Below are 20,472 nucleotides of genomic sequence, written 5' to 3' on the forward strand. Positions count from 1 at the left end.
TCATGGGCGGGTAGTTGACAGCACGAAGCCGCTCTCGTCGTAGTTCGGGTTGTCCGCCACGGGCTGGCCGTGGTCGCTGGGCAGCTCGGTGAGCCGGACTCGGCTGGTGGCGCCGCCGGGAAGCCAGATCGCTTCGGCGGGGTCCGTGGCGTGGGTGGCGGTCGCGAGGGCAACGCTGTCGCGTCGGCCGCGCAGGAGCCGGTGCAGGTGTTCCTCACGGTGCTCGCTGCCGAGCCAGAACAGCACCGGGTAGCGGGGGCCGCCGCGGCGGGCCAGTTGGATGTATCGGTCGAGCTTGGCCACGACCCGACCCAGCGCCTCGGTGCCGGTGTCGGCCTCCAGGAAGAACCCGACCGTGGTGTCCGCGACGCTCCACAGGCCGTGCCCGTCGGCGGTGACGGTGCGGAACTGCTTCGCGGTCATCGTCTCGGACCACCACCGGTCCAGCCGCGCCTGCGGGTGCTGGCGGGCGTACACGGTGAGCCGGACGAAGAACTCGTTGGCCGTGAGTAGGTGGGTCAGGTTCGGGTTGGCTGAGAGCCGGTCGACGCTCTGGCGGCTGGCGCGCACGGTCGGCTCGGGCCGGTGGTGAGCGGCGGCCTGAAACCGCTGCCCCTGGTGGCCGAGCGTCCAGTGCCACGGGTGGCTGCCGCCTCCGGCGCGGGCGAACCGGAACCGGTCCAGCAGGCCCAGGGCGGCCAGCTCACCGAGGCGGATCTGACAGGTCCGGCGGGCGAGGAACAGCATGCGGTGGATCTGATCGGTGGTGAGGACCCGGTGCTCGTCGAGCAGCTGGAGCAGCCGGCGGTCACGGCTGGTGATGTGGGGATAGATGGCCAGCAGGCTGGCCGAGCGTGATTGCGGCATAGGTGGATTCACCCCTGGAGAGAGAGTCCCGTAGGGAGTCTGGATGGGTTGATCTTGATTGTGGTTCTGACGTCGGGTGGGTTGGGGCAGGTCAGGCACCTGACAGGCCAGGTGTAGGGGGCTCGTGTGGGGTCTCGTGTCGCGGACACCCCCACACGAGCCCCCGGTGCCGCACCCAACCGAGCCCCCGCACGAGCCGGCGGGCTCAGCGTTCGCGGTCGGTCATGCGCCGTTTCATCGCGGTACGAGCGAGCTGCTGCATCGGCGGCTCACCACCGGTGCGGCTGTGAGCAGTGGCGCACTCCTGCCGGATCGCGGTCGCTTCACCCACCGCCGGCGCCGGCGGGTTGGTCACGAAGGTGAACCCGGGCAGCTCCCGGTTGCCGACCAGCAGGCGGGCAGCGGCGGTGTACACGTCGAGGTGGGCGAGGTCGTGCTCGTCGAGCTCCGGTTTGGTGTGTCGGGACAACTCCCGCGCGTCGGCCGGGTCGACGGTGAAGAACAGCTTCGACCGTGCGTTGGCCGACACCGCCGCGGCGATGTCGTGGGGCAGTTGCGCTAGGTCCTGGTGCGCCAGGACCAGCCCGAGCCGGAACCCGCGCGCCTCGGCCAGCATGTCGCCGACGTTGCCGGGCAGCGTGAGGAAGTTGTGGCACTCATCGATGTAGAGGCTGGCGTCTTTTCGCTGGTCTTCGGGGATGCTGGCGCGGGCGATGGCGGCCTGCCACACCCGGGCGACGATCATCGAGCCGAGGATGCGGCTGGTCTCCTCACCGAGGATGCCCTTGGGTAGCCGGCACAGCAGCACCCCGCCGTCGAGCACCCGGCCCATGTCGAACGACGAGTGGGCGTTACCGATCACCGATTTCACGAAGTCCCGCAGCAGGAAGGCTCGGAGTCGGGCGAGGACGGGTGCGATGACCTGGCCGCGGAACTGCTCGTTGATGCCGTCGTACCAGAGCCAGAACCCGCCGAGGCCGTCCGGGTCGTCCAGGCCGTGGGTGAACCGGGCCCGAAAGTCCCGGTCCTGCAGCAGCGACGGGACCAGGCTCAGGGTTGGTTTCGCGTGGCGCATCAGCGTGAGGCAGGCGACCCGCATGGTGTCGTCCATGCGGGGCCCCCACTGGCCTTGGAAGATTTTGGCGAAGATGCCGACGAGGTTGTCCACGGCCAGGTGCGGGTCGCCGCCGTCATCGAGCGGGTTGAAGCAGCCGGGGTTCTCCTGATCCGGGTCGATGATCACGATCTTCTTGGCCTGCGAGGCGGGCAATCGGTCGAGGATGTCGGTGATCAAGTCCCCGCGCGGGTCGATGACCACGGTCCCGCGCCCGGACTTGATGTCGCCGAGGATCATGTTCAGCAGCAGCGTGGACTTGCCGACGCCGGTCTTGCCGACGACATGCACGTGCTGGCGGGCGTCGGAGACCTTGAGCCCGACGCTGTGGTGGCCGATCTGCGAGCGGCCCAGCACCTTCACGCCCCGGCCGCCGGAGGGGACCTGCACGGGCGCCGGCACGGCCTTGGCCCGGGCCCGATCGAGGCCCGGGACGGCGAGGTCCTGCGGCAGGGCGGCGAGGGCCGCGAGTTCCGCGACGGTGGCCAGGAACCCGCGCCGCAGTCGCCGTCCGGCGATCGTGGCCACCGGCTGGGGCATCTTCATCCGCCGCAGCCGATTCGGGCCGGTGTACGCCGCGGCAGCTGAGGCGATGGTGTGCCTGAGCCCGCCGAGGCGTGAGCGGACCTGGGCGGCCCGTTGCGGGTCTGGTGGGGACGTGCCGGCGTCGGCCGCTACGGCGAACCGGACTGCGATCTCGTAGTGCGGGACCCGCACGGCCTTGTCCACGATGGTGCGGGCGTCGGCGACGGCCACCGGGTCCCGCTCGCCCGGACGCACCACTGGGGCATGGGTGCGTGGCCGCGACGAGCCGGGCGTGAACACGTCGAGGAACCACAGCAGCGGCTCGATGGCCACCCGCACCGCCCCGGTGACGGCGCGGGTGGCCAGGTCGGGCCGCCCGCGGCGATGGCTGCTGGTGCTCGCCGCGGCCCTGCGGGCGGCGCGGACGCGGCGGGTGGGTGCCGGGCGGGCGAGGATCTGCACACAGGCGTGTTCGCGGTGGCGTACCTGGGCGCCGGCGGCGAGCAGCGCCCGCAGCGGGTCGGTGTCGTGCTCGCTGCGCAGCGGCAGCGAGTCGGTGTGCTGCGGCCAGTGCGCCCCGCCCACCTGCTCGGCGACGGTGGGCGGAATCGGCGGTGCGGCGCCGGAGGTGGTGAGGGTGGCCGCGGGCCAGGCCGCCCGGACGGCGGCCTCGACCGCGCCGTCCGGCACCGTGCCGGGCACCCAGACCCGGATGGTCAGGGACCGGCCGGTCCAGATGTACTCCCAGCCGACGTGCGCGATGCCGAACAGGCGCTGCTGCCACACCGACGGCGTCAGCACGCCGACCAGCGTCATCCAGAACGCCGCGGCTGCCTCGGCGGTGACCTCCGGCGGGGCGGCGATGCTCAGCCACCGTGCGCCGATCGTGAACCGCTTGTGCCGCCAGGCGAGCACCTGATCGTGGCCGAACACTGCGGCGAGGATCGCGGCGGCGGCGATGAAGCCCAGCCACGGCCGGGCGATGATCCAGTGCCCGACGTCGGCGGGCCAGGTCGCAGTGGTCATCATTCGGCTTCCCCGATTCCGGTCACGGCGAGCGTGTGCTCGGCCGCCGATCCGACACTGCGGAACGGGATCCGGCTACGACCAGCAACGAGCAGGCCCTCACCGCGCGGAGCCGACAGCAGCAGGCTCGACTCCCCAGCGGTCAGGCCGAACGCCTCGGACACCGCGTCGATGGACTGCGTGGACTGGCGCATCAGCACCTGCGTGGCGGCGTTGGACACCACCGCCAGGCCGAGGTCACTCGACAGGACGTCGGAGGCGTCCTGGGTGATGACGCACAAACCTGCGGAGCGCTTGCGGGCGGCCTTGGCCATCCGGAACAGGAACCGCGCGCCTTCGCCGTCGCGCATCAGCAGCCACGCCTCGTCCACGACGACGAGCCGTCGACGCCGGCGGGCGCCCGCGGGCGCAGTGTCGATGCCGGCCCAGATCGAGTCGAGGGCGAGCAGAGTTCCCACGGTGCGCAACTCGTCGGGCAGGTGCCGCAGGCTCCACACCACCAGGTGGCCCTCCGGCCGGGTGGATGTCGGCCCGTCGAACATGCTGGCGAAGTTGCCGACCGTCCACGGCGCGAGCCGGGCGGCCAGGTGCCCGGCGGCGGGGTCGCCGTCCGCGTCGAGGGTTGCGGCCAGGTCGCGCAGCAGCGGCGCGGGTGTGGTCCAGGTGCCCGGGTCGCCGTTGATCCCGGCCCGGTTGTAGGTGGCGGTGATCGCCCGATCGAGAGCGGCGCGTTCGGCCGGCGGCGGTGCCGCGCCGAGCATGACCGAGATCAGCGTGTGCAGGTACAGCCCGCGCCGCGTCAGGGTGTCGGGACGGTTGTCGGCGGGCAGGTCGAACGGGTTGACCCTGACGCCGGGCTGACCGAGCTGCACGACGGCGCCGCCGACGTGCTCCGCGAGGGGCGCGTACTCGTCCTCGGGGTCGATGACCGACACCGTCGTGCCCTGGTACAGGTTGCGCAGCACCTCGAGCTTGACGAAGTAGGACTTCCCGGCGCCGCTGCGCGCCAGGACCACACTGTTGTGGTTGTCCTGCGCCCACCGGTTCCAGATCAGCACCCCGTTGGACGTGGTGTTGACCCCGTACAGCACCCCCTGTGGTGGGGCGACGGTGCCCGGGGCCGGTGCGGCGAGGTCGGCCGAGGCGAGGGGGAACGCCGCCGCGAGGGCGGTGGTGTCGAGGATGCGGCGCATCCGTAGCGGGTCCACGCCGACCGGCAGCGTGGCCACCCAGCCCTGCTGGTGGCGGAACGTCGCCGGCTGCACGTCAAGCAGCACGCTGGCCGCGGCGGACTTCACGCCCGCGGTGACGGTGGCGAGTTCGTCGAGGGTACGGGCGTGGATGGTGACGTAGATGCCGACGTCGAAGAGCTTCGCCGCCCCGCGGGCGACGCGTTCGGCGAGGTCGGCGGCGTCGGCCGCTGCCGCCTCGACCATCGGGTCGCCCAGCCGGCCTTGGCCGGCGTCGAGGCGGCGGGAGGACTCGAGGCGGGCGCGCTGGCGCTTGAGCATCGGCGCGGCCAGTTGCGGCGCCACCGGGTCCAGGTGCACCGCGACGTCGACCCGCCCGGGGTAGGACAGCAGCGGGTCGAGCCAGGCGGGGCCGACCTCGGCCGGGTAGCCGCACACCGCGTAGGTGGCGGCGTACCCGTCGCCGACCTGCACGTGCCACGGCGTGACCGACAACGCGGCCGGGGAGGGCATCCCGTCCCCGGCCGCGACACTCATCTTGCGCTTTTTCAACAGGTTCACGATGTGCTCCGCAGGGTGATCGGGGCGCCGGGTACCGCACGCGGGCCAGGCACCGGTGGGGAGAACGGATCGACCGCGCCGGCCAGCGCGGAGGCGACAGCCGGCCCGTCCAGAGCGGCGGCTTCGACACCGAGCCCGCACAGGGCGCGCACAGCCGTGTCGGCCGCGTACTCGCCGGTGACGACGGCGAGGACCTGGCGGCGCAGCGGATCGCGCTGGCTGTCGAGGTCGAGCAGGAACGAGGCGTAGTCGTCGGCGGCGGCTTGCAACGCCGGGTGCGCCAGGCGTGGCGCGTGGTCGGCAGTTGCCTGCGCGTAGACGCTCAGGTCGTGCCGCTGCGCGGCCACGACGATCTGCGCCGGCCCGGTCAGGCTGTTGAGGAACCGGCCAAACCCCTCCAACAGGGCCCCCTGCTCACCGCCGGTGCGCAGGTGGATGTTTGTCGTGCCGCAGGCGATCAGGACCTTGCCGCTGCCCTCACTGGTTAGGACTCCGGTCGGGGCTGACCGCCGTGACCGGAGAGTGCAGCGGCGTCGGAAGGCTCGGCTTGCCGGCCACGTCCGCGACCGAGCTGACCCGAGCCCTACCCGGTGTGAGGGTGCGCGGCCTGCGGCTGAGCGCGAACCCGTGTCGCAGCCACACGTCCAGCGGCAGGCCGTCCCGGCGGCCGAGCGCCACCACGACCGCCACGGCGAACACGACTGCCCCAGCGACGATCCACGCCATCTGCGGCAGCAGATGCCCGAACGTGCGGTAGACACCGAACCCGACCAGGCCGGCGCCGCCGACGATGCCCAGCTGCCGGAACGTCAGCCCGAACGCGATGCGGTCGGGCTCGTTGACATTGGCCGGGACAACGGCGCGCGGCACGGTGTCCTCGATCGTCATCGCCCACCTCGCAAGGCCGCACGTCCGAGCCTGCCGAGCGGTAGACGACGGGTGATGCCCTGGATGACCACTGCCCGCAGCAAAACCCCGCCGCTGTTCGGCGACCCCTTGCCCGTCGCGTAGCGACCCATCAGTCCGGGGATCTTGACCGTCATCCACAGAACCACGGCGACCAGCAGCAGATTCAACACGTCCGAGCCCGGCAGACCGATCAGGACCGGAACGCTCGCATCCGGGTCGGTGAGCAGGTGGATGCCGGTGGAGAACGCGATGGCCTGCAGCACGGCCGTGCCGAGGCAGCCCAGCAGGCTGCGCCACCACAGTTCGGCGGTGGGTTGCGTCCAGGGCAGGCAATAGCAGGCCAGCGCGAGCGGGGCGAGCCCGGCCAGGATGACCAGTACCGCAACGCGTACGACCCAACCGGTGACGAGGGTGAACATCAGTCCGACGATCAACAGCCCGATGATCAGTGCGATGAGGGCGTTGGCCGGATCGATGAGGGCGGCGGCCACGTGGGTGCGGGCCAGCGTGACAGCTTGCGTGGTCGGAGCCGTAGTGCCGACCATGGCCACAGTCAACGCGTTGGCGACATCGATGAGCACGGCGCAGAGTGGGACCGCAAAGTTCGACAGGATGAACCCGACGACTAGGCGTGGCACGAGTTCCTTGACGCCGTATCGCATCTCGACCGAACTGCTGGTCATCGTCACGATACCGGCGGTTACCAGCGCGAGGATGTAGCAGGCGTTGACGACCAGCGCGCTCTTCGCGGCGATGGTCTGCACCTGCGGCAACACGGTGACGTCCGGCGACAGGAACATCGACGACGTCAGATAGGCCAGCAGCCCGCCGAGGAGCTCTTGCAGCCGCTCGGCGAGCCATTCCACCAGGCCATTCATCATCCAGTTGACCATGACAGATGTCCTCAGCCGCCGATGATGCCCTGCAGGACCTGCAGGATCACGGGGGAGAGGACCGTCAGCGCGTAGCCGATCAAGGCGGACTTGAGGTTGCCCTTCGCCTGCTCGACCTGGGCCGGGTCACCGCCGGCGGCCATGTAGCGGAGGCCGCCGATGACCAGGAACATTGTCGCGACCAGCGCGATGATGCCCATGATCCACGTGGTGATCGAGGAGATGACCTCGTTGATGGATTTTGGAGCCGCGAGTGGCTGCGGCGCGGCGGCAGCGAGGTCGGACAGGACTGACAGAGTCGTGTGCATTGCGACGCTCCACAGGAGATCGGCGGGCCGCCGCGGTGGGGACCAGGGCGAAGCTTCGACTGGGCCGGTGGGGGCGCTCCTCCCTTGCGCTATGGGATGGGTTGCGGTGTCAGTACGCCGCGCCAGCCGTGCCGGACCAGTGGCCTCGCCGGATGGGAGGTCCCCACCGGGCGGGCATGCCGTGGATGACATGCACTGCCCAGATCTCGGCTGTCAGGCCGATCGAACTCGCCTGGCGCCTGTCACGACCTGACAAGACCGGTCAGCGACTCACGTAGTCCCCCCCGTTACCTTTTTGATCGTCCCCAGCCGGGGACTGCTCGGTCGCCCGGCTCGGTATGACTTACTGCCCCTGTCGTTCGGATGATCCGGGGGGTGTTGTCGCCGGGCCGGGTGGCGCCGATGGACCGCTGATAGGGACACGGCCACCCGCTTTGTTGGGGTAGGTCTCTTCGTAACGTGGCTGCCGGCAGTCGACGCCTGATCGACCGGGTTGACGGGTGACGTCGCGGGGAGGCGATGCGGTGCACGGCGACTACCAGGTGTTTCTCGGTCTCGATGTCGGCAAGGACGGCCACCACGCCGTCGCCTTGACTCGGGACGGCAAACGGCTGCACGACGGGGCGCTGGTCAACACCGAGGCGAAACTGCGGCAGGTGTTCGACAAGCTCGGCCGCCACGGCCACGTCCTGGTCGTGGTCGACCAGCCCGCGACGATCGGCGCGCTGCCCGTCGCGGTAGCCCGAGCGTGTGGTCATCAAGTGGCCTACCTGCCCGGACTCGCGATGCGACGGATCGCCGACCTGCACCCCGGCAGCGCCAAGACCGACGCCCGCGACGCCTACGTGATCGCCGACGCCGCCCGCACCTTGCCGCACACGCTGCGCCGAGTCGACGTCGGCGACGAGACCCTGGCCGAACTCGAGGTCCTGGTCGGCTTCGACGACGACCTGGCCGGCGAGTCCACCCGGATCGCCAACCGCATCCGCGGGCTGCTCACGCAGATCCACCCTGCTCTGGAACGGGTGCTGGGGCCGAAGGTGCAGCACAAAGCCGTCCTGGAGCTGCTGTCGCGCTGCGGCGGACCGGCCGGGCTGCGCAAGGCCGGCCGCCGCAAACTCACCGCCATCGCCAGCAAGAACGCGCCCCGCATGGGCGAACGCCTCATCGAGCAGGTCATGACCGCGTTGGACGAGCAGACCGTAGTCGTCGCGGGCACGACCGCTGCGGAAACGGTCCTGCCCCGGCTGGCTGACAGCCTGCGCGACGTGCTCAAACAGCGCGACCAGGTCGCCGCCGAGGTGGACAGGATGCTTGATGCGCACCCTCTTTCCGAGGTCCTGACCTCGATGCCCGGCATCGGCGTCAGGACCGCAGCCCGGATCCTGCTCGAAGTCGGCGACGGCACCGCGTTCGCCAGCCCAGGCCATCTGGCCGCCTACGCCGGCCTGGCACCTGTCACCCGCCGCTCCGGCAGCAGCATCCGCGGTGAACACCCACCCCGGGGCGGCAACAAGCAGCTGAAACGCGCCTTCTTCCTCGCCGCGTTCGCGGCCCTGGCCGACCCGGTCAGCCGCGCCTACTACGACCGGAAACGCGCCGAGGGCAAACGCCACAACGCTGCCCTGATCTGCCTCGCCCGACGCCGCGTCGACGTCCTGTTCGCCATGCTCCGCGACAAGGTCCCCTACCAACAACGCCCGCTGCCCACCGCAACCGTCGCCGCTTGACAAAACCATAGGGACACCCCCCCCGGGACCGCGAACCAGGAAGGTTGGCGCGGACCGGAACGCCAAGAGGCCGTCCCGGGCGTTCGCACGAGACGGCCTTGTGTCGAGACCAGTAAGGGATCGGCGTGCGGCCCAACAACAGAGCCAGGAGAGTGCTCGGAGTGAAACTGGACAGCAGGTAGGCCTTCCTTCAGAGAGCAGCTATCCGACGTCCGCGGGATCTGACGGTCAGCGCGGTCGGTGACCCTGCGTGTCAGATGCCCTGTGCGCGGCTAACCGCTCAACTTCCGGATCTGGCTCCCCTCTGTGTCAAGACACCGCCGCGAGCGGGGTTCTAAGCTGGGTCTCGGCGGGTCCGGGAAGTGACTTCTCCGAAGAACCGGCATGGGGATGCGAGCTGGTCACGCTGGAGTCTGTAGTCGTTTCCCGGTGTCCTCCCGGGCCCGCTGCCGCGGTTGCGGCGTCGTTGAGCATGCGTCGGTAGACGATGTCGGACAGGCGTCGTTTCAGCGCGCGCATGGCTTCCATCGATGTCTTGCCGGATGCCTTTTTCCGGTCGAAGTAGGCGCGTCCTTCGGTGGGATTGCGCAGCTGGACGGTGGCCATGATGTGCAGCACCCGGTTGATCTGTCGGTTGCCGGCGCGGGAAAGTCGGTGTCGGACCTGGTCGCCGGAGGAGGCGTCGATGGGGGCGGTGCCGTTCCAGGAAGCGAAGTGGGCCCGGTTGGGGAAGCGAGCGATGTCGCCGACCTCGACCAGCAGCCGGGCGGCGCCGGAGGGCCCGATGCCATGCAGGTCCATCAGCGTGGTTCCGGTGGAGGCGACCAGCTCCTTTAGTTCTTTGTCGGCGTCCTTGGAACGTTGGTAGATCCGTTCGAGGTCACTGATCAGCTCGGCGGCGACCCGGCGTCGGGCCTTGCCGACCGCGTCACGGGGTCTCACCGTGGCCAGCAGTGCCTTGGCCTGGGCGGCGGACAGACTCTTCTTCGCTCCACCAGGGATCAGCTCCAGCAGCAGTTGGTGCAGTTGAGAGACCATTCGGGTGTGGTCCTCGCCGAGGGAGCGGCGCCGGTCGACCAGGATCCGCGGCAGGGCAAGCTGTTCGTCGTTGACCGGCGGGTGTAGCCCGGCCATCCGGGTGCCGACCAGCGCGATGGAGTGGGCGTCGGTGGCATCGGTCTTGCGGCCCTGGCCGGTGGCGAACACCCGCGCCCGGGCCGACAACTTCGGTGGGACATCCACGACCTGTTCGCCATCGGCCAGCAGCCGGTTGGCGATGTGCCGGCCGATGCCCTGGCAGCCCTCGATCGCCCAGACCCGGTGCGGCCACTGCTTGGCGTAATTCTTCATCGCCGCGTAGCCGTCCCGGCCGGTGTCGAAGCGGCCCGCGCCGATGACGGTCTCGTCGCCGGCCATGACCTCGATCGTGGCTGAACGCTTGTGCGGGTCCATGCCGATGACCACGCGATCCGACGTGACACTCAACAGGTCCTCCCATGCTCGATCCACCTGGTTCATCGAGCCGGGAGGGCAACGCTACTTCGAGCAGAGCAAACCCTCTTGAGCCTCTCCCCGCCCTTGGGGCGACGCCCGGGCCTGCGCAGGCCAAATGAGAGCCACACAACCAGCGTGGGCAGCCGAAATGAGAGCGACAGCCCGGGCGCCTCGACCGAAGCCTGGCCGGGCCGGGGTCATAGGTCAATGAAACAAGTAGCCGAGATGAGTGCATTTGGACGAGGCCCGATGAGATGGCTCCACATCGTGGAGATCCACGTGCCGCTCGGCGTCGAGCCAGAGAATTTCTCAGTCCCGTCGCGTGGGTGTAGAGCGCCTCGGCGAGCTCTCCACCCCCAGCATCGCCCGCAGCCGCACGAGCACGGCCAGCGCGATCTTCCCGAGTGGGTGGCTGTCAGCCGCGACACGCCGTATGACGTTAGCCCGCAAAACCGGCCAGAACCGTCGCATCGGACCGGTCAGGGTCGCGATTCGGTCGACAGGCCTGGCACGTACTCGAGCACGACCGCCCTCAGGTAGCGCGGGGTGGTGGGGAGATCGACCGCTCCCACCGCGAACATCAGCGGGCTGCCCGGGGTCCCGGCGATCCCGTGCAGGCTCATGCCGACCGCGTCCAGCGGCTGCGGCGCGGGCATGCCGACCCACGCGCCCGTGCTGTACGCGGCGAGCGCCGCGCTCGGCGCTCGGGAGTTCTCGATCAACCACGGCAGTCCGGCCGGGTCGGTCGCCACGTCGGGCAGCGCGCCACCCGGCGCGTCCCGGAGCATCTCGAAGGATCCACCGCTGCCGCGCACGGCCAACCCACCGTCGCCGACCGCCCACAGCTCGCCGGACGAGCGACCCGCGAGCGCTTCGAACGAGGACTCCTGTTCGTTGATGCCCACCTGGACCGTACGCCAGCCTGAGCCGCTCCAGTGGAAGAGCAGCGGGCCCTTGAACCCCTTCCACGCGCCGTTGCCGGCGGCCCAGACGTCATCCGAGCCAAAGGCCTTGATCGCGGTGAAGGTGCAGAAGTTCGGCATGCCACCGAAGGACGTGCCGCCGGTGCGGCATTCGGCGGGCGACTGGTGCGACTGCCAGGACCGGCCGTCCCACTGCTCGATGATCACCTCGCTCTGGTGATTGCCCACCACCCAGGCGTGTCCACCCACGACGGTGAGTCCGGTGATCAGCGCGTAGCTCTTGCTGTTGCCCCGCGCGAACGGCACCTCGCGCCAGGCGGTCCCGTCGTAGTGCAGGACGTGCGTCACCTGGTCCTCCGGGACGGCGGCGGCCGTGCTGCCGACCGCCCAGACGTTCGAGGGCGAGTCGGCCGCGACGAGGTCGAACCGACCGCGCCACGCGATCGCCGGCAGCGCCGCGCGTGCCCAACGCGTCCCGTCCCACTGGAGGACCAACGGGGTGCCGGTGTCGTTCGGCTGTTCGGGCGAGTAGGCCTCGCTGCCGACGGCCCACGCGTGCGTGGCGTCCACCGACACGACGTCCCACAGCACGCTGGTCGGCCCGGCCAGCTCCGGCAGCGTGGCCAGGCGCCAGGCCGGTGCCGGCGCGTTGGTAACGACGGCTTCGGGCGACCCGCTGGCGGCGGTCGCGGAGGGTCCCGAGGGTGATGCCGAGGTGCTCGTGCCGGCGCACCCCGACGCCAGCAGGACCGCGGCCAACGTCAGGGCAATCTTGCGCATGGCACCGATGCTCGCAGGGCGGCGCCACCGCGGGGTTCCCGTTGATCAACGCGCTATACGGGCGTGGATCACGGCGAAGCCGTACAGGTGCCAACCCGGGACGCGGAAGGGCCCAGACCACCGTCAGGGCGTCGTGCCCGAAGACGTGCCGCATCTGGGCCAGCAGGGACGGGAACCGGGTCGGAGGTCAGCGCCCGCTGGACTTCATGATCGCGCGTCGAACTGGGCGCGCGCCTGAAAGACGCGATCCATGTGTGTCTCTGCCCAGGTCTTGATCGCGACCATCACCGGGAACAGGTCGTGGCCGAGCGGTGTGAGCGCGTAGTCGACGCGGGCCGGCACCGACGCGGTCACGGTGCGGGTGAGCAGACCATCGCGTTCCAGTGTGCGCAGGGTCTGGGTGAGCATCTTCTGGCTGACGCCGGCGATGCGGCGGGCGAGCTCGCTGTGCCGCTGCGGGCCACTGGCGAGCGCCGCGACCACCAGCGCCGCCCATTTGTCGGTGAGCGTGCTCAACAGTTCCCGAGTCGGGCAGCCCGCCAGGAACGCGTCATAGTCGCGTTTGGCCTGCTCTCGTCGTTGCCCAGCGGTCGTCGTCGCCATGTGCCACCCCTTCCGGTGCCCTAGGCACTTCCAGGTACCTACTTCCTCACGGTGCCCAAGGATACCTACCGTAATGACGACCATGACGTTCAGCGGAGGGTACGGCGATGCGCGCAGTCAGCTATGCACAGTTCGGAGGGCCGGAGGTTCTGCACGTGGTGGCGGACATGCCGGTGCCGGAGCCGGGGCCGGGGCAGGTGCGAGTACGGGTCGCCGCGTCCGCCGTGCACCCGGTTGACCTCATGATTCGCGCCGGTCGATTCCCGGCACCACTGCCGGCCGGGCTGCCGTACGTACCCGGTTGGGACGTGGCAGGCACGGTCGACGCGGTGGGTCGTTCCGTCGGAGATTTCACTGTGGATAACGATGTCATCGGCGTCTCACCCTGGCTGCGCACCACCCTCGGTGCCCACGCGGAGTATGTGGTCCTCGATGCCGCATGGCTGACCGCCGCGCCCGTCGGGGTTCCTGCCAGCGAGGCCGCGACCCTGCCGACCAACGGCCTCGCCGCCGCCCAGGCCCTCGACCTGCTCGCGCTCCCGACGGGCTCGTCCGTGCTCGTCACCGGCGCCGCGGGACAGGTCGGCGGGTTCACCCTGGCGCTGGCCCGAGTCGCCGGCCTGCACGCCACAGGAATAGCGGGGGCTGAGGACCGCGAGTTCGTCGAGTCGCAGGGTGCGGCGTTCGTGCCGCGCTCGGACGATCCGATCGCGGCAGCGGCGGACAGGTTCGACGCGGTTGTCGACCTGGCGCTGATCGGCTCGTCACTGATGGAACTCGTCAGGGACGGCGGCGGTTACGTGGCCGCCTCACCCCCGCTGCGCCCGGAGCCGGTGAGGGGAATCCGGACGTTCGCACTGGACGTGCTGCCGGACAGCGCCCGGCTAGGCGAACTGGTGAAATTGGTAGAAGGCGGTGACATCCCGCTACGGGTCGCCGGTGTTTACTCTTTCGCCGACGCGGCAGCGGCCCACAACCGGCTGGCCCAAGGCGGCGTGCGAGGCGGCGTAGTGATCGTTCCCTAATCTGCCGCACTGGATCACCGCCCCAACACGCACTCTCCTGCCGCCGACCGCGCGCTACCGAGTGTCACGGCCAGTGGATCGTGCCGGCATCCGGTCGTGCTGAGAAGCGGACGCGTGGACTGCGCACGAGGGCGTCATGGCGGGTTCGACTCCGGAGCACTACGAGCACTACGTGCGAATGTCGCGCGGTTGAGGGGAGGTTTCACCGCGGTCCGTTACAGCGCCGTCCATCACGGCGAAGCGGAGCACGAGTGGACCACGACGTCCCAGCGCCCACACGGTGAGCGCGAAGCAGCAGAGCGCCGTTCCCGTGATCGTGACCGCTGTCCAGCCGCCCGCGGACCAGAGCGTGGTCGCGGCGGCGGAGCCGATAGCAGCGCCGATGAAGTTGCCGGCGGCTAGCGCCGTGTTGAGCCGGCTGCGGGCCTCGGGGGAGAGGGCGAACAGCCGCGCCCGGTTGAGGAGGGCCTGCGCCTGGAGCGCAACATCGATCATGATGATCGCGATGATGATAAGTACGACGGACCGGCCGGCGAACGCCGCGACGACGAAGGCGCCGATGGCCAGTACCCAGGCCGCGCCGGTGGCCGGAAGCGACCAACCGCGGTCGTGCAGACGACCGCCGTGCAGGCCGGAAAGGACACCAGCGAGGCCAGCCAACCCGAACAACCCGATCACCGCTATCGGGTACCGGAACGGTGGGCCGCTGAGCAGGAACGTCAGCGCCGTCCAGAACAGCGAGAACGCGGCGAACCCGGTGGCGGCCAGGACCAGCGTCCATCGGGCCGCCCGCTCGCGCATGACCACCGCGCCGACCGAGGCGATGAGCTGCGGGTACGGCATGCGCGTCCGCGGTGCCAGCGGTGGAATCGCGCGATAGAGCAGGACCGCGAGCAGGACGGCGACGACCGCGGCGAGGGCGAAGATCGCACGCCACCCGGCGGCGCCGGCGACGAACCCGCTGATCGTGCGGGAGGCCAAGATACCGGTGAGGGTCCCGGACCCGACGACGCCGACGATCCGACCGCGGTGGGCGTCGCCGGCCAGGTCCCCGGCGAGCGGCGTGAGGACCTGCCCGGAGATCGTCGTCACGCCGAGCACGCCCAGTGCGAGGAGGAGTACGCCGATCGACGGCGCCAGCGCGCACAGCAGCAGTGCGGCGGCCGAGGTCAGCAGCATCACCGGGACGAACCGGCGGCGGTCCAGGACGTCGCCGAGAGGCACGAGCAGCAGCACGCCGACGGCGTACCCGACCTGCGTCGCGGTGACGAGCCAGCCGGCCGTCGCGGTCGCGGCGCGTAGATCGCCTGCGATGAAGCTGAGCAGCGGCTGCGCCCAGTACAGGTTGCCGATGGCCGCTCCCGCCGCCAACGCGAACAGGAACGTCAGCCGGCGGCTCATCTCCGACGGCGGTGCCATGCGGGGTGCTGCCACCCTGCCACGCTAAGGCGCGGGATCAAGGCGTGGGGCCCAGCGAGGGCCTGAGCGTGGCAGGGCCGCATCCGCCGGGATGTCCAGTGTTCACCTTCCCGGAAAACGGTACTGATCCTCACGCCCAGGCCAAAGCCATCGCGCACCGGCTCGGCCACGAAGACAAGATCGGGTCAGCGGCGTCGTTGATGAGGTCGGTGGACCGATAGCGGTTTCAGATCTCATTGATCTTGACAGGTTCCGAGCTGAAGCCACAATCATGCGATGGGCGGGCTCATGCATTGGGTGCGGATTGCTGCGGGTGTCACCGGACGTGGCGTGAGTCCTGACCGGCTGCGCGCGGCGGTCGCCGGTCGTACTGTCCTCGTGACCGGCGCGTCTGAGGGGATCGGCGCGGTGACTGCCCGCCGGCTGGCCGCGGCGGGCGCCGTTGTACTTCTTGTGGCACGCACGGCCTCGCGGCTGGAGCAGGTTCGGGACGAGATCGTCGCGGGCGGCGGCGTGGCGTACGTTCACCCCGCTGACCTCTCAGTACCCGCGGAGGCCGCCGCGCTGGCGGAGGAGTTGCTGACGCGGTACCGCCGGATCGATGTGGTGGTCAACAATGCCGGCGGTCGATCCGCCGTGCGGTGGCCGACACCGCCGACCGGTTCCACGACCTCGAACGCACGATCAACCTGAATTACCTGGGGCCGGCGCAACTGCTGCTGGTGCTGCTGTCCGGCATGCGGACCACCGGCGGTGGGCACGTCGTGAACGTCTCGACGGCCGGACTCGCCATCAACGCCCCGCACTGGTCGGCGTACCACGCCTCGAAGGCGGCGTTCGACACGTGGCTGCGCACTGCCGCCGCGGAGCTGCGGCATGACGACGTCACCGTCAGCACCGTGTACTGCAACCTGGTGCGTACCCGGATGCTTGCACCTACCGCGCACTACCGGCGTGCGCCGGCGATGTCGGCCGACGAGGCGGCGGGCATCGTGTGCCGCGCCGTCGCGCGCCCGCGGACCTGGTGGCCATGGTGGGCTCGGCTCGGCTCGGCGGCGGCGGCGGCCACGCTGCCCCGCGCGGTGGAGCGGGCGCTCGCCGCGGGGCTACAGGTGGTGGCGGCGACCGAACCGGTACGGGTCATGGTCGGCGCGGGCCTTCTGCGGCCGGGCCGGCTGGTGCGGTTGGCGCGGGCTGGCCGCCGCCACGGGCGTACCCTCGCCACGGCGGTCGCCGCCGGGTCGCCGACGGCGGTCGCCGTGATCGATGAGGACGGACCGGCCACGTACGCGGAACTCGACGCGGCCGCCGGCAGGTGCGCGGCGGCGGCCCAGGCGACCCTCGGCGTACAGCCCGGTGACCGGGTGGGCCTCGCCTGCCGCGACCACCGCGGCTTCGTCGCGGCAGCGGCCGGCCTAGCCCGCGCCGGCGCTGACGTGCTGCTGCTGCCCCCGGACCTGCCCGCCGACCGGCTAACCGACCTGGTGACCCGGGAACGCCTGGTCGCACTGGTACACGAGTCGGGCGCGCCGGCGTGCCCGGTGCCCGCCGTGCCGATATCCGTGCTGTTGGCTGGCGACCCGGCGACGTATCCGCCCCGAGGGCGCGGCAAGGGCCGGATGTCGGTGCTCACGTCCGGCACCACCGGCACCCCTCGCAGCGTGTCCCGACCCCTGCCGGTGCGCATGCTCCTCGGCCCGGCCATCACCCACCTGCGGCTCACCCCGGTCCGCCCTGGGGAACCGATCGCCGTCGCCGCACCGATCCACCACGGCTACGGGCTGACGTACCTCTCGGCCGGCCTGACCCTCGGCAGCCCGGTGGTGCTGGTCAGCGGCCGCGACCCGCAGGACATCCTCGACGCGGTTGAGGAGCACCGCGCCCGGTTGCTCGTCGCACTGCCCATCCAACTGCGGCGCATGTGCGACCTACCCGTGACCGATCGCCCCCCGCTCCGCCACCTGCGGGCGGTGATCAGCGGCGCCGCCCCTCTACCGGCCGAACTCGGCGAGCGGCTGCGCGGACTCTTCGGCGACCGCGTCTTCAACATGTACGCGACGACCGAGGCAGGCTGGGCCGCGATGGCCACGCCTACCGACCTGCGAGCCGCGCCCGGCACCGTCGGCCGGTCACCGCGAGGCGTACGACTGCGGGTCGTCGACGGCGCTGGCGCGCCCCTCCCACCCGGCCACGTCGGTGAGGTACAGGTCAGCGGATGGCAGCCGGGCAGAGTCTGGCTCGCCACTGGTGACCTCGGCCACCTCGACCTGGTGGGCCGGCTCCTGCTGGACGGCCGGATCGACGACATGATCGTCTCCGGTGGACAGAACGTGTACCCCGCCCCCGTCGCCGCCGTGATCACCAGCCACCCCGACGTAGCAGACGCCGTGCTGCGGCCGGTACCCGACGAGGGGTTCGGCCAGCGCCTGCTGGCCACGGTCGAGGTGCATACAGATCGCACGTTGACCGAGGCCAGCCTCCGCGAGTGGCTACGGCACCGGCTCACCCGCGCCGAACTGCCCCGTGACATCGTCATCGTCACGACGTTGCCCCGCTCGGCCACTGGCAAGCCGACCCGGGACCGGTAACCAAGTACCCGCCCGGGTCCGACACCGTGACCATCAACGGCCGGGACGACGACGGCCGCGACCTGCGGCTGGGCCATCCCGAGTGACGCCAGCCGGGCCAGGTCACGCCCCGTGAAGTCCCTGATCGATGACCGTCGGGACCGTCAGTGGTGCAGCAGCGCTGGTAGTGGCTCGAGCCCGGGCTGCCCTGGGTCGGCGGGGGCCCGCCGACCAAGGCCACCGGTCAGCGGCGGCCGGTGGCCAGGGCAACGAGGAACTGTCCGCCGCCTGCGTCGACGCTCGCGGTCACCGGCAGTCCGGGCACCAGCCGGGAGAACCGGTCGACCAGCCAGTCCGCCGCCTCCTGGGCGTCCTTCTTGCTCGGACAGCGGGCGACCAGCTCGCGGCCGCCCTTGCGTTCGAGTCGCTCGGCGACGGTGATCAATGGCGCAGGCTCCACCACGTGCAGACGGTCCGGCCAGGCGATGATCACCTTGACAGCGCCCTTGCGGGTGTTGCACGCACGGTGCGCAAGTCGTTCGGCGACCTTGGCCTTCTTGTCGGCGGTGCGGCTGTCGACGCTGGGACCACGCGGGTCGTTCACCGACATGTCGGCGTCGACCGGCTCGTCGCACACCCAGCATCGCCAACTGTCACGCCTCGCGACGTCATCGAGGAGACTCATCCGAGCAAACTAGCCTGTCAGCCCCCCGGCCAACGACAGCCCCGGCCGCGGCGAGCGCCGCCAGTCCGTAAAGGGGTGCAAGGAATTCGCTCTCCTGCGCCGTCCGCCTTGAATCGCGGTGCGATATCGCACCGCCGATGGCAGCTGTTGACGGTGAGCTGCACCAAGTCTGGATCTCTGGCCTGGTCGCCACCGACGTACTGCCGCTGTTGGTGAACGCATGTTCCGCAGCGTGCGTGGCGGCACTGCCGCAGCCGCACCCCGGCTACCATCCGACGCCGCACACCGGCAGCCCACACATCCTTCAGCCAGCTGCGAGGGGTTGAGGCGACAAGTACACCTGCGCGCACGACTGACGATGAGTGGATGCCCGGCGGTTTGTCCGTCATGCGACCGCAGGCGAGGTCTTCCCGGCAGGGCAGCCGTGTCCGTCTGCGTAGGATCGCCTGCTGACAGAAGAGGACCGAACACTGCCGGCCGTCGTCGAAGAAGCACACGCATCGGGGTTCTTCGAGGACCACGATGGCCACGACTTCCAGCCGGACGCCATGTTCATGGGGTCCGCCGGGACCACCGAGTGGTGGCGTCACTGGACCGGCGACTCAGCCGCCGACGCCCCACCGTTTCGGGTCTTCGGGCGCGACGGGTCCGGCGGGTTGGCTGCCTTCTGGATCCGTGCGCCGGGAGCCGCAATCGAAACACAACCCATCGTGTTCCTCGGTTCGGAGGGCGAACTGCACGTCATCGCCCGAGACCTGGGTGACTACCTCTGGCTGCTGGCGAGCGGCGTTGGACCCTTGGAGACCGTCGACGGCCTTCACCGCGTACCCGAGCCCGTCCCGGAGCTCGTCGCCCTTGCTCAGCGATACACCGACACTGCGCCACGGACCGTCGCGGCACTGATCGCCGCCGCCGATACCGAGCTACCCGCGTTGACAGCGCTCGTCAATTCCGCAACCAAGTAGGCACGGGGGATCCGTACGACTGGCGCACCCTCACCGATCTGCCTCCGCCCGACGTCCGAATCTGCCGCTTAGAGGCGTTGCCGGTGCCGCGACGGTGACACACCGTCTATGTTCGCTGGCATGACTGGCCAGATCACGGCAGGGCAGTTCCACGAGGCCGACGGCGTCGAGGACTGGCGCTCCCTATACCATGTGGTCTCGGCCTACTTCAAGACCGGCTCGCTTGCCAAAGGCATCGCGCTCGTCGATGAAATCGGCCGGCTCGCCGACGAAACTGAACAGCGCTACCTCAACATCGACCTGCGCGACGCCGGCGTCACCGTATCCCTCGGGCAGCGCGACATAGCTCTGGCCCGACGTATCTCGGCCGCCGCCAGGGATCTGGACATCTCGGCTGACCCGGCTGCCGTGCAGCTCATCAACGTCACCCTCGACGCACTCGTCGGAACGGAAGTGCTGCCGTTCTGGCGCGCGGTGCTGGGCTACCGCCAGATCGGCGAGGATTACCTGTTTGACCCGTCGCGCCGTGGCCCGGGCTTTGGGTTGCAGCGAATGGATACCACGCGTCTACAACGCAACCGCATGCATCTCGATGTCGCCGTCCCGCACGATCAGGCGCACGCCCGCATAGCCGCCGCCCTGGCCGCGGGCGGCCGACTGGTCTCCGATGCACACGCGCCCATGTGGTGGGTCCTGGCCGACGCCGAGGGCAACGAGGCGTGCGTCGCCACCTGGCTTGGACGCGGATAACAGGCCGCCCCGCACACTCTCATGCCGCTGACAATGCGCGGCGTTCGTGAGCGCGCCCCCCAAATCGACCGATGCGGCGTCGGGAGCCAGCGCTGGTGCCAGCCGAGGCCCTGGGGTCGGCAGCTCACGATCCATCGG

18 protein-coding genes are annotated in these 20,472 nt (G+C 70.3%); 6 read left to right on the top strand and 12 right to left on the bottom strand.

What is annotated here, in order from left to right:
• From ACWD5O_RS32230 to ACWD5O_RS32260, 7 genes are all read right to left on the bottom strand, one after another.
• Complete coding sequence (locus tag ACWD5O_RS32230) at positions 1 to 867, bottom strand: replication-relaxation family protein (protein ID WP_450087619.1); 867 nt, start codon at positions 865 to 867, stop codon at positions 1 to 3.
• A gap of 205 nt (positions 868 to 1,072) precedes the next feature.
• Entirely contained in the window at positions 1,073 to 3,532 is a 2,460-nt protein-coding gene (locus ACWD5O_RS32235; RefSeq protein WP_450087620.1) for a type IV secretory system conjugative DNA transfer family protein, read from the bottom strand.
• Positions 3,532 to 5,259, bottom strand: coding sequence for a VirB4 family type IV secretion system protein (locus ACWD5O_RS32240; RefSeq protein ID WP_450087629.1), 1,728 nt, complete (start codon positions 5,257 to 5,259; stop codon positions 3,532 to 3,534). The genes ACWD5O_RS32235 and ACWD5O_RS32240 overlap by 1 nt, the downstream gene beginning before the upstream one ends.
• 20 nt (positions 5,260 to 5,279) lie before the next feature.
• Positions 5,280 to 5,684 carry a hypothetical protein gene (locus tag ACWD5O_RS32245; protein WP_450087621.1) on the bottom strand — a complete coding sequence of 135 codons (405 nt, stop codon included), beginning with the start codon at positions 5,682 to 5,684 and terminating at the stop codon, positions 5,280 to 5,282.
• A 76-nt stretch (positions 5,685 to 5,760) separates the two neighbouring features.
• Entirely contained in the window at positions 5,761 to 6,171 is a 411-nt protein-coding gene (locus ACWD5O_RS32250; RefSeq protein ID WP_450087622.1) for a PrgI family protein, read from the bottom strand.
• Positions 6,168 to 7,085, bottom strand: a complete 918-nt coding sequence (locus tag ACWD5O_RS32255) for a hypothetical protein (protein ID WP_387329911.1) — start codon at positions 7,083 to 7,085, stop codon at positions 6,168 to 6,170. The genes ACWD5O_RS32250 and ACWD5O_RS32255 overlap by 4 nt, the downstream gene beginning before the upstream one ends.
• 11 nt (positions 7,086 to 7,096) lie before the next feature.
• On the bottom strand, positions 7,097 to 7,393 hold the full coding sequence (locus ACWD5O_RS32260; protein ID WP_354968254.1) for a pilin: 297 nt from the start codon (positions 7,391 to 7,393) through the stop codon (positions 7,097 to 7,099).
• 524 nt (positions 7,394 to 7,917) lie between these two features.
• On the opposite strand from ACWD5O_RS32260, the gene ACWD5O_RS32265 reads away from it, so the two are divergent.
• Positions 7,918 to 9,123 (top strand): IS110 family transposase, encoded by a 1,206-nt coding sequence (locus ACWD5O_RS32265; protein WP_450087630.1) that lies wholly within the window; start codon positions 7,918 to 7,920, stop codon positions 9,121 to 9,123.
• 309 nt (positions 9,124 to 9,432) lie between these two features.
• Here ACWD5O_RS32265 and ACWD5O_RS32270 read toward each other — a convergent pair whose 3' ends face one another.
• The 3 genes from ACWD5O_RS32270 to ACWD5O_RS32280 form a co-directional block, all read right to left on the bottom strand.
• Positions 9,433 to 10,608 (bottom strand): IS110 family transposase, encoded by a 1,176-nt coding sequence (locus ACWD5O_RS32270; RefSeq protein ID WP_450087623.1) that lies wholly within the window; start codon positions 10,606 to 10,608, stop codon positions 9,433 to 9,435.
• A 488-nt stretch (positions 10,609 to 11,096) separates the two neighbouring features.
• Positions 11,097 to 12,320 carry a hypothetical protein gene (locus tag ACWD5O_RS32275; protein WP_387329917.1) on the bottom strand — a complete coding sequence of 408 codons (1,224 nt, stop codon included), beginning with the start codon at positions 12,318 to 12,320 and terminating at the stop codon, positions 11,097 to 11,099.
• Positions 12,321 to 12,524: 204 nt separating this feature from the next.
• Positions 12,525 to 12,923, bottom strand: coding sequence for a winged helix-turn-helix transcriptional regulator (locus ACWD5O_RS32280; protein ID WP_387329920.1), 399 nt, complete (start codon positions 12,921 to 12,923; stop codon positions 12,525 to 12,527).
• Between the two features lie 167 nt (positions 12,924 to 13,090).
• Here ACWD5O_RS32280 and ACWD5O_RS32285 point away from each other — a divergent pair, with 167 nt between their 5' ends.
• Entirely contained in the window at positions 13,091 to 13,948 is an 858-nt protein-coding gene (locus tag ACWD5O_RS32285; RefSeq protein WP_450087631.1) for an NADP-dependent oxidoreductase, read from the top strand.
• 168 nt (positions 13,949 to 14,116) lie between these two features.
• On the opposite strand, the gene ACWD5O_RS32290 is transcribed toward ACWD5O_RS32285, so the two are convergent.
• Entirely contained in the window at positions 14,117 to 15,382 is a 1,266-nt protein-coding gene (locus tag ACWD5O_RS32290) for an MFS transporter (protein WP_387329926.1), read from the bottom strand.
• Between the two features lie 261 nt (positions 15,383 to 15,643).
• Between ACWD5O_RS32290 and ACWD5O_RS32295 the strand changes: the two genes are divergently transcribed.
• Together ACWD5O_RS32295 and ACWD5O_RS32300 are read left to right on the top strand one after the other, a co-directional pair.
• Positions 15,644 to 16,060 (top strand): SDR family NAD(P)-dependent oxidoreductase, encoded by a 417-nt coding sequence (locus tag ACWD5O_RS32295; RefSeq protein ID WP_450087624.1) that lies wholly within the window; start codon positions 15,644 to 15,646, stop codon positions 16,058 to 16,060.
• Complete coding sequence (locus ACWD5O_RS32300; protein WP_450087625.1) at positions 16,009 to 17,955, top strand: SDR family NAD(P)-dependent oxidoreductase; 1,947 nt, start codon at positions 16,009 to 16,011, stop codon at positions 17,953 to 17,955. Before ACWD5O_RS32295 ends, ACWD5O_RS32300 begins: the two co-directional genes overlap by 52 nt.
• 223 nt (positions 17,956 to 18,178) lie before the next feature.
• On the opposite strand, the gene ACWD5O_RS32305 is transcribed toward ACWD5O_RS32300, so the two are convergent.
• Complete coding sequence (locus ACWD5O_RS32305; RefSeq protein ID WP_354968260.1) at positions 18,179 to 18,619, bottom strand: hypothetical protein; 441 nt, start codon at positions 18,617 to 18,619, stop codon at positions 18,179 to 18,181.
• A gap of 548 nt (positions 18,620 to 19,167) precedes the next feature.
• On the opposite strand from ACWD5O_RS32305, the gene ACWD5O_RS32310 reads away from it, so the two are divergent.
• Together ACWD5O_RS32310 and ACWD5O_RS32315 are read left to right on the top strand one after the other, a co-directional pair.
• Entirely contained in the window at positions 19,168 to 19,584 is a 417-nt protein-coding gene (locus ACWD5O_RS32310) for an SMI1/KNR4 family protein (protein WP_387329935.1), read from the top strand.
• A gap of 120 nt (positions 19,585 to 19,704) precedes the next feature.
• Entirely contained in the window at positions 19,705 to 20,334 is a 630-nt protein-coding gene (locus ACWD5O_RS32315) for a VOC family protein (protein WP_387329938.1), read from the top strand.
• Positions 20,335 to 20,472 lie beyond the last annotated feature (138 nt).

Source organism: Micromonospora sp. NPDC005161 (genome assembly GCF_053599855.1).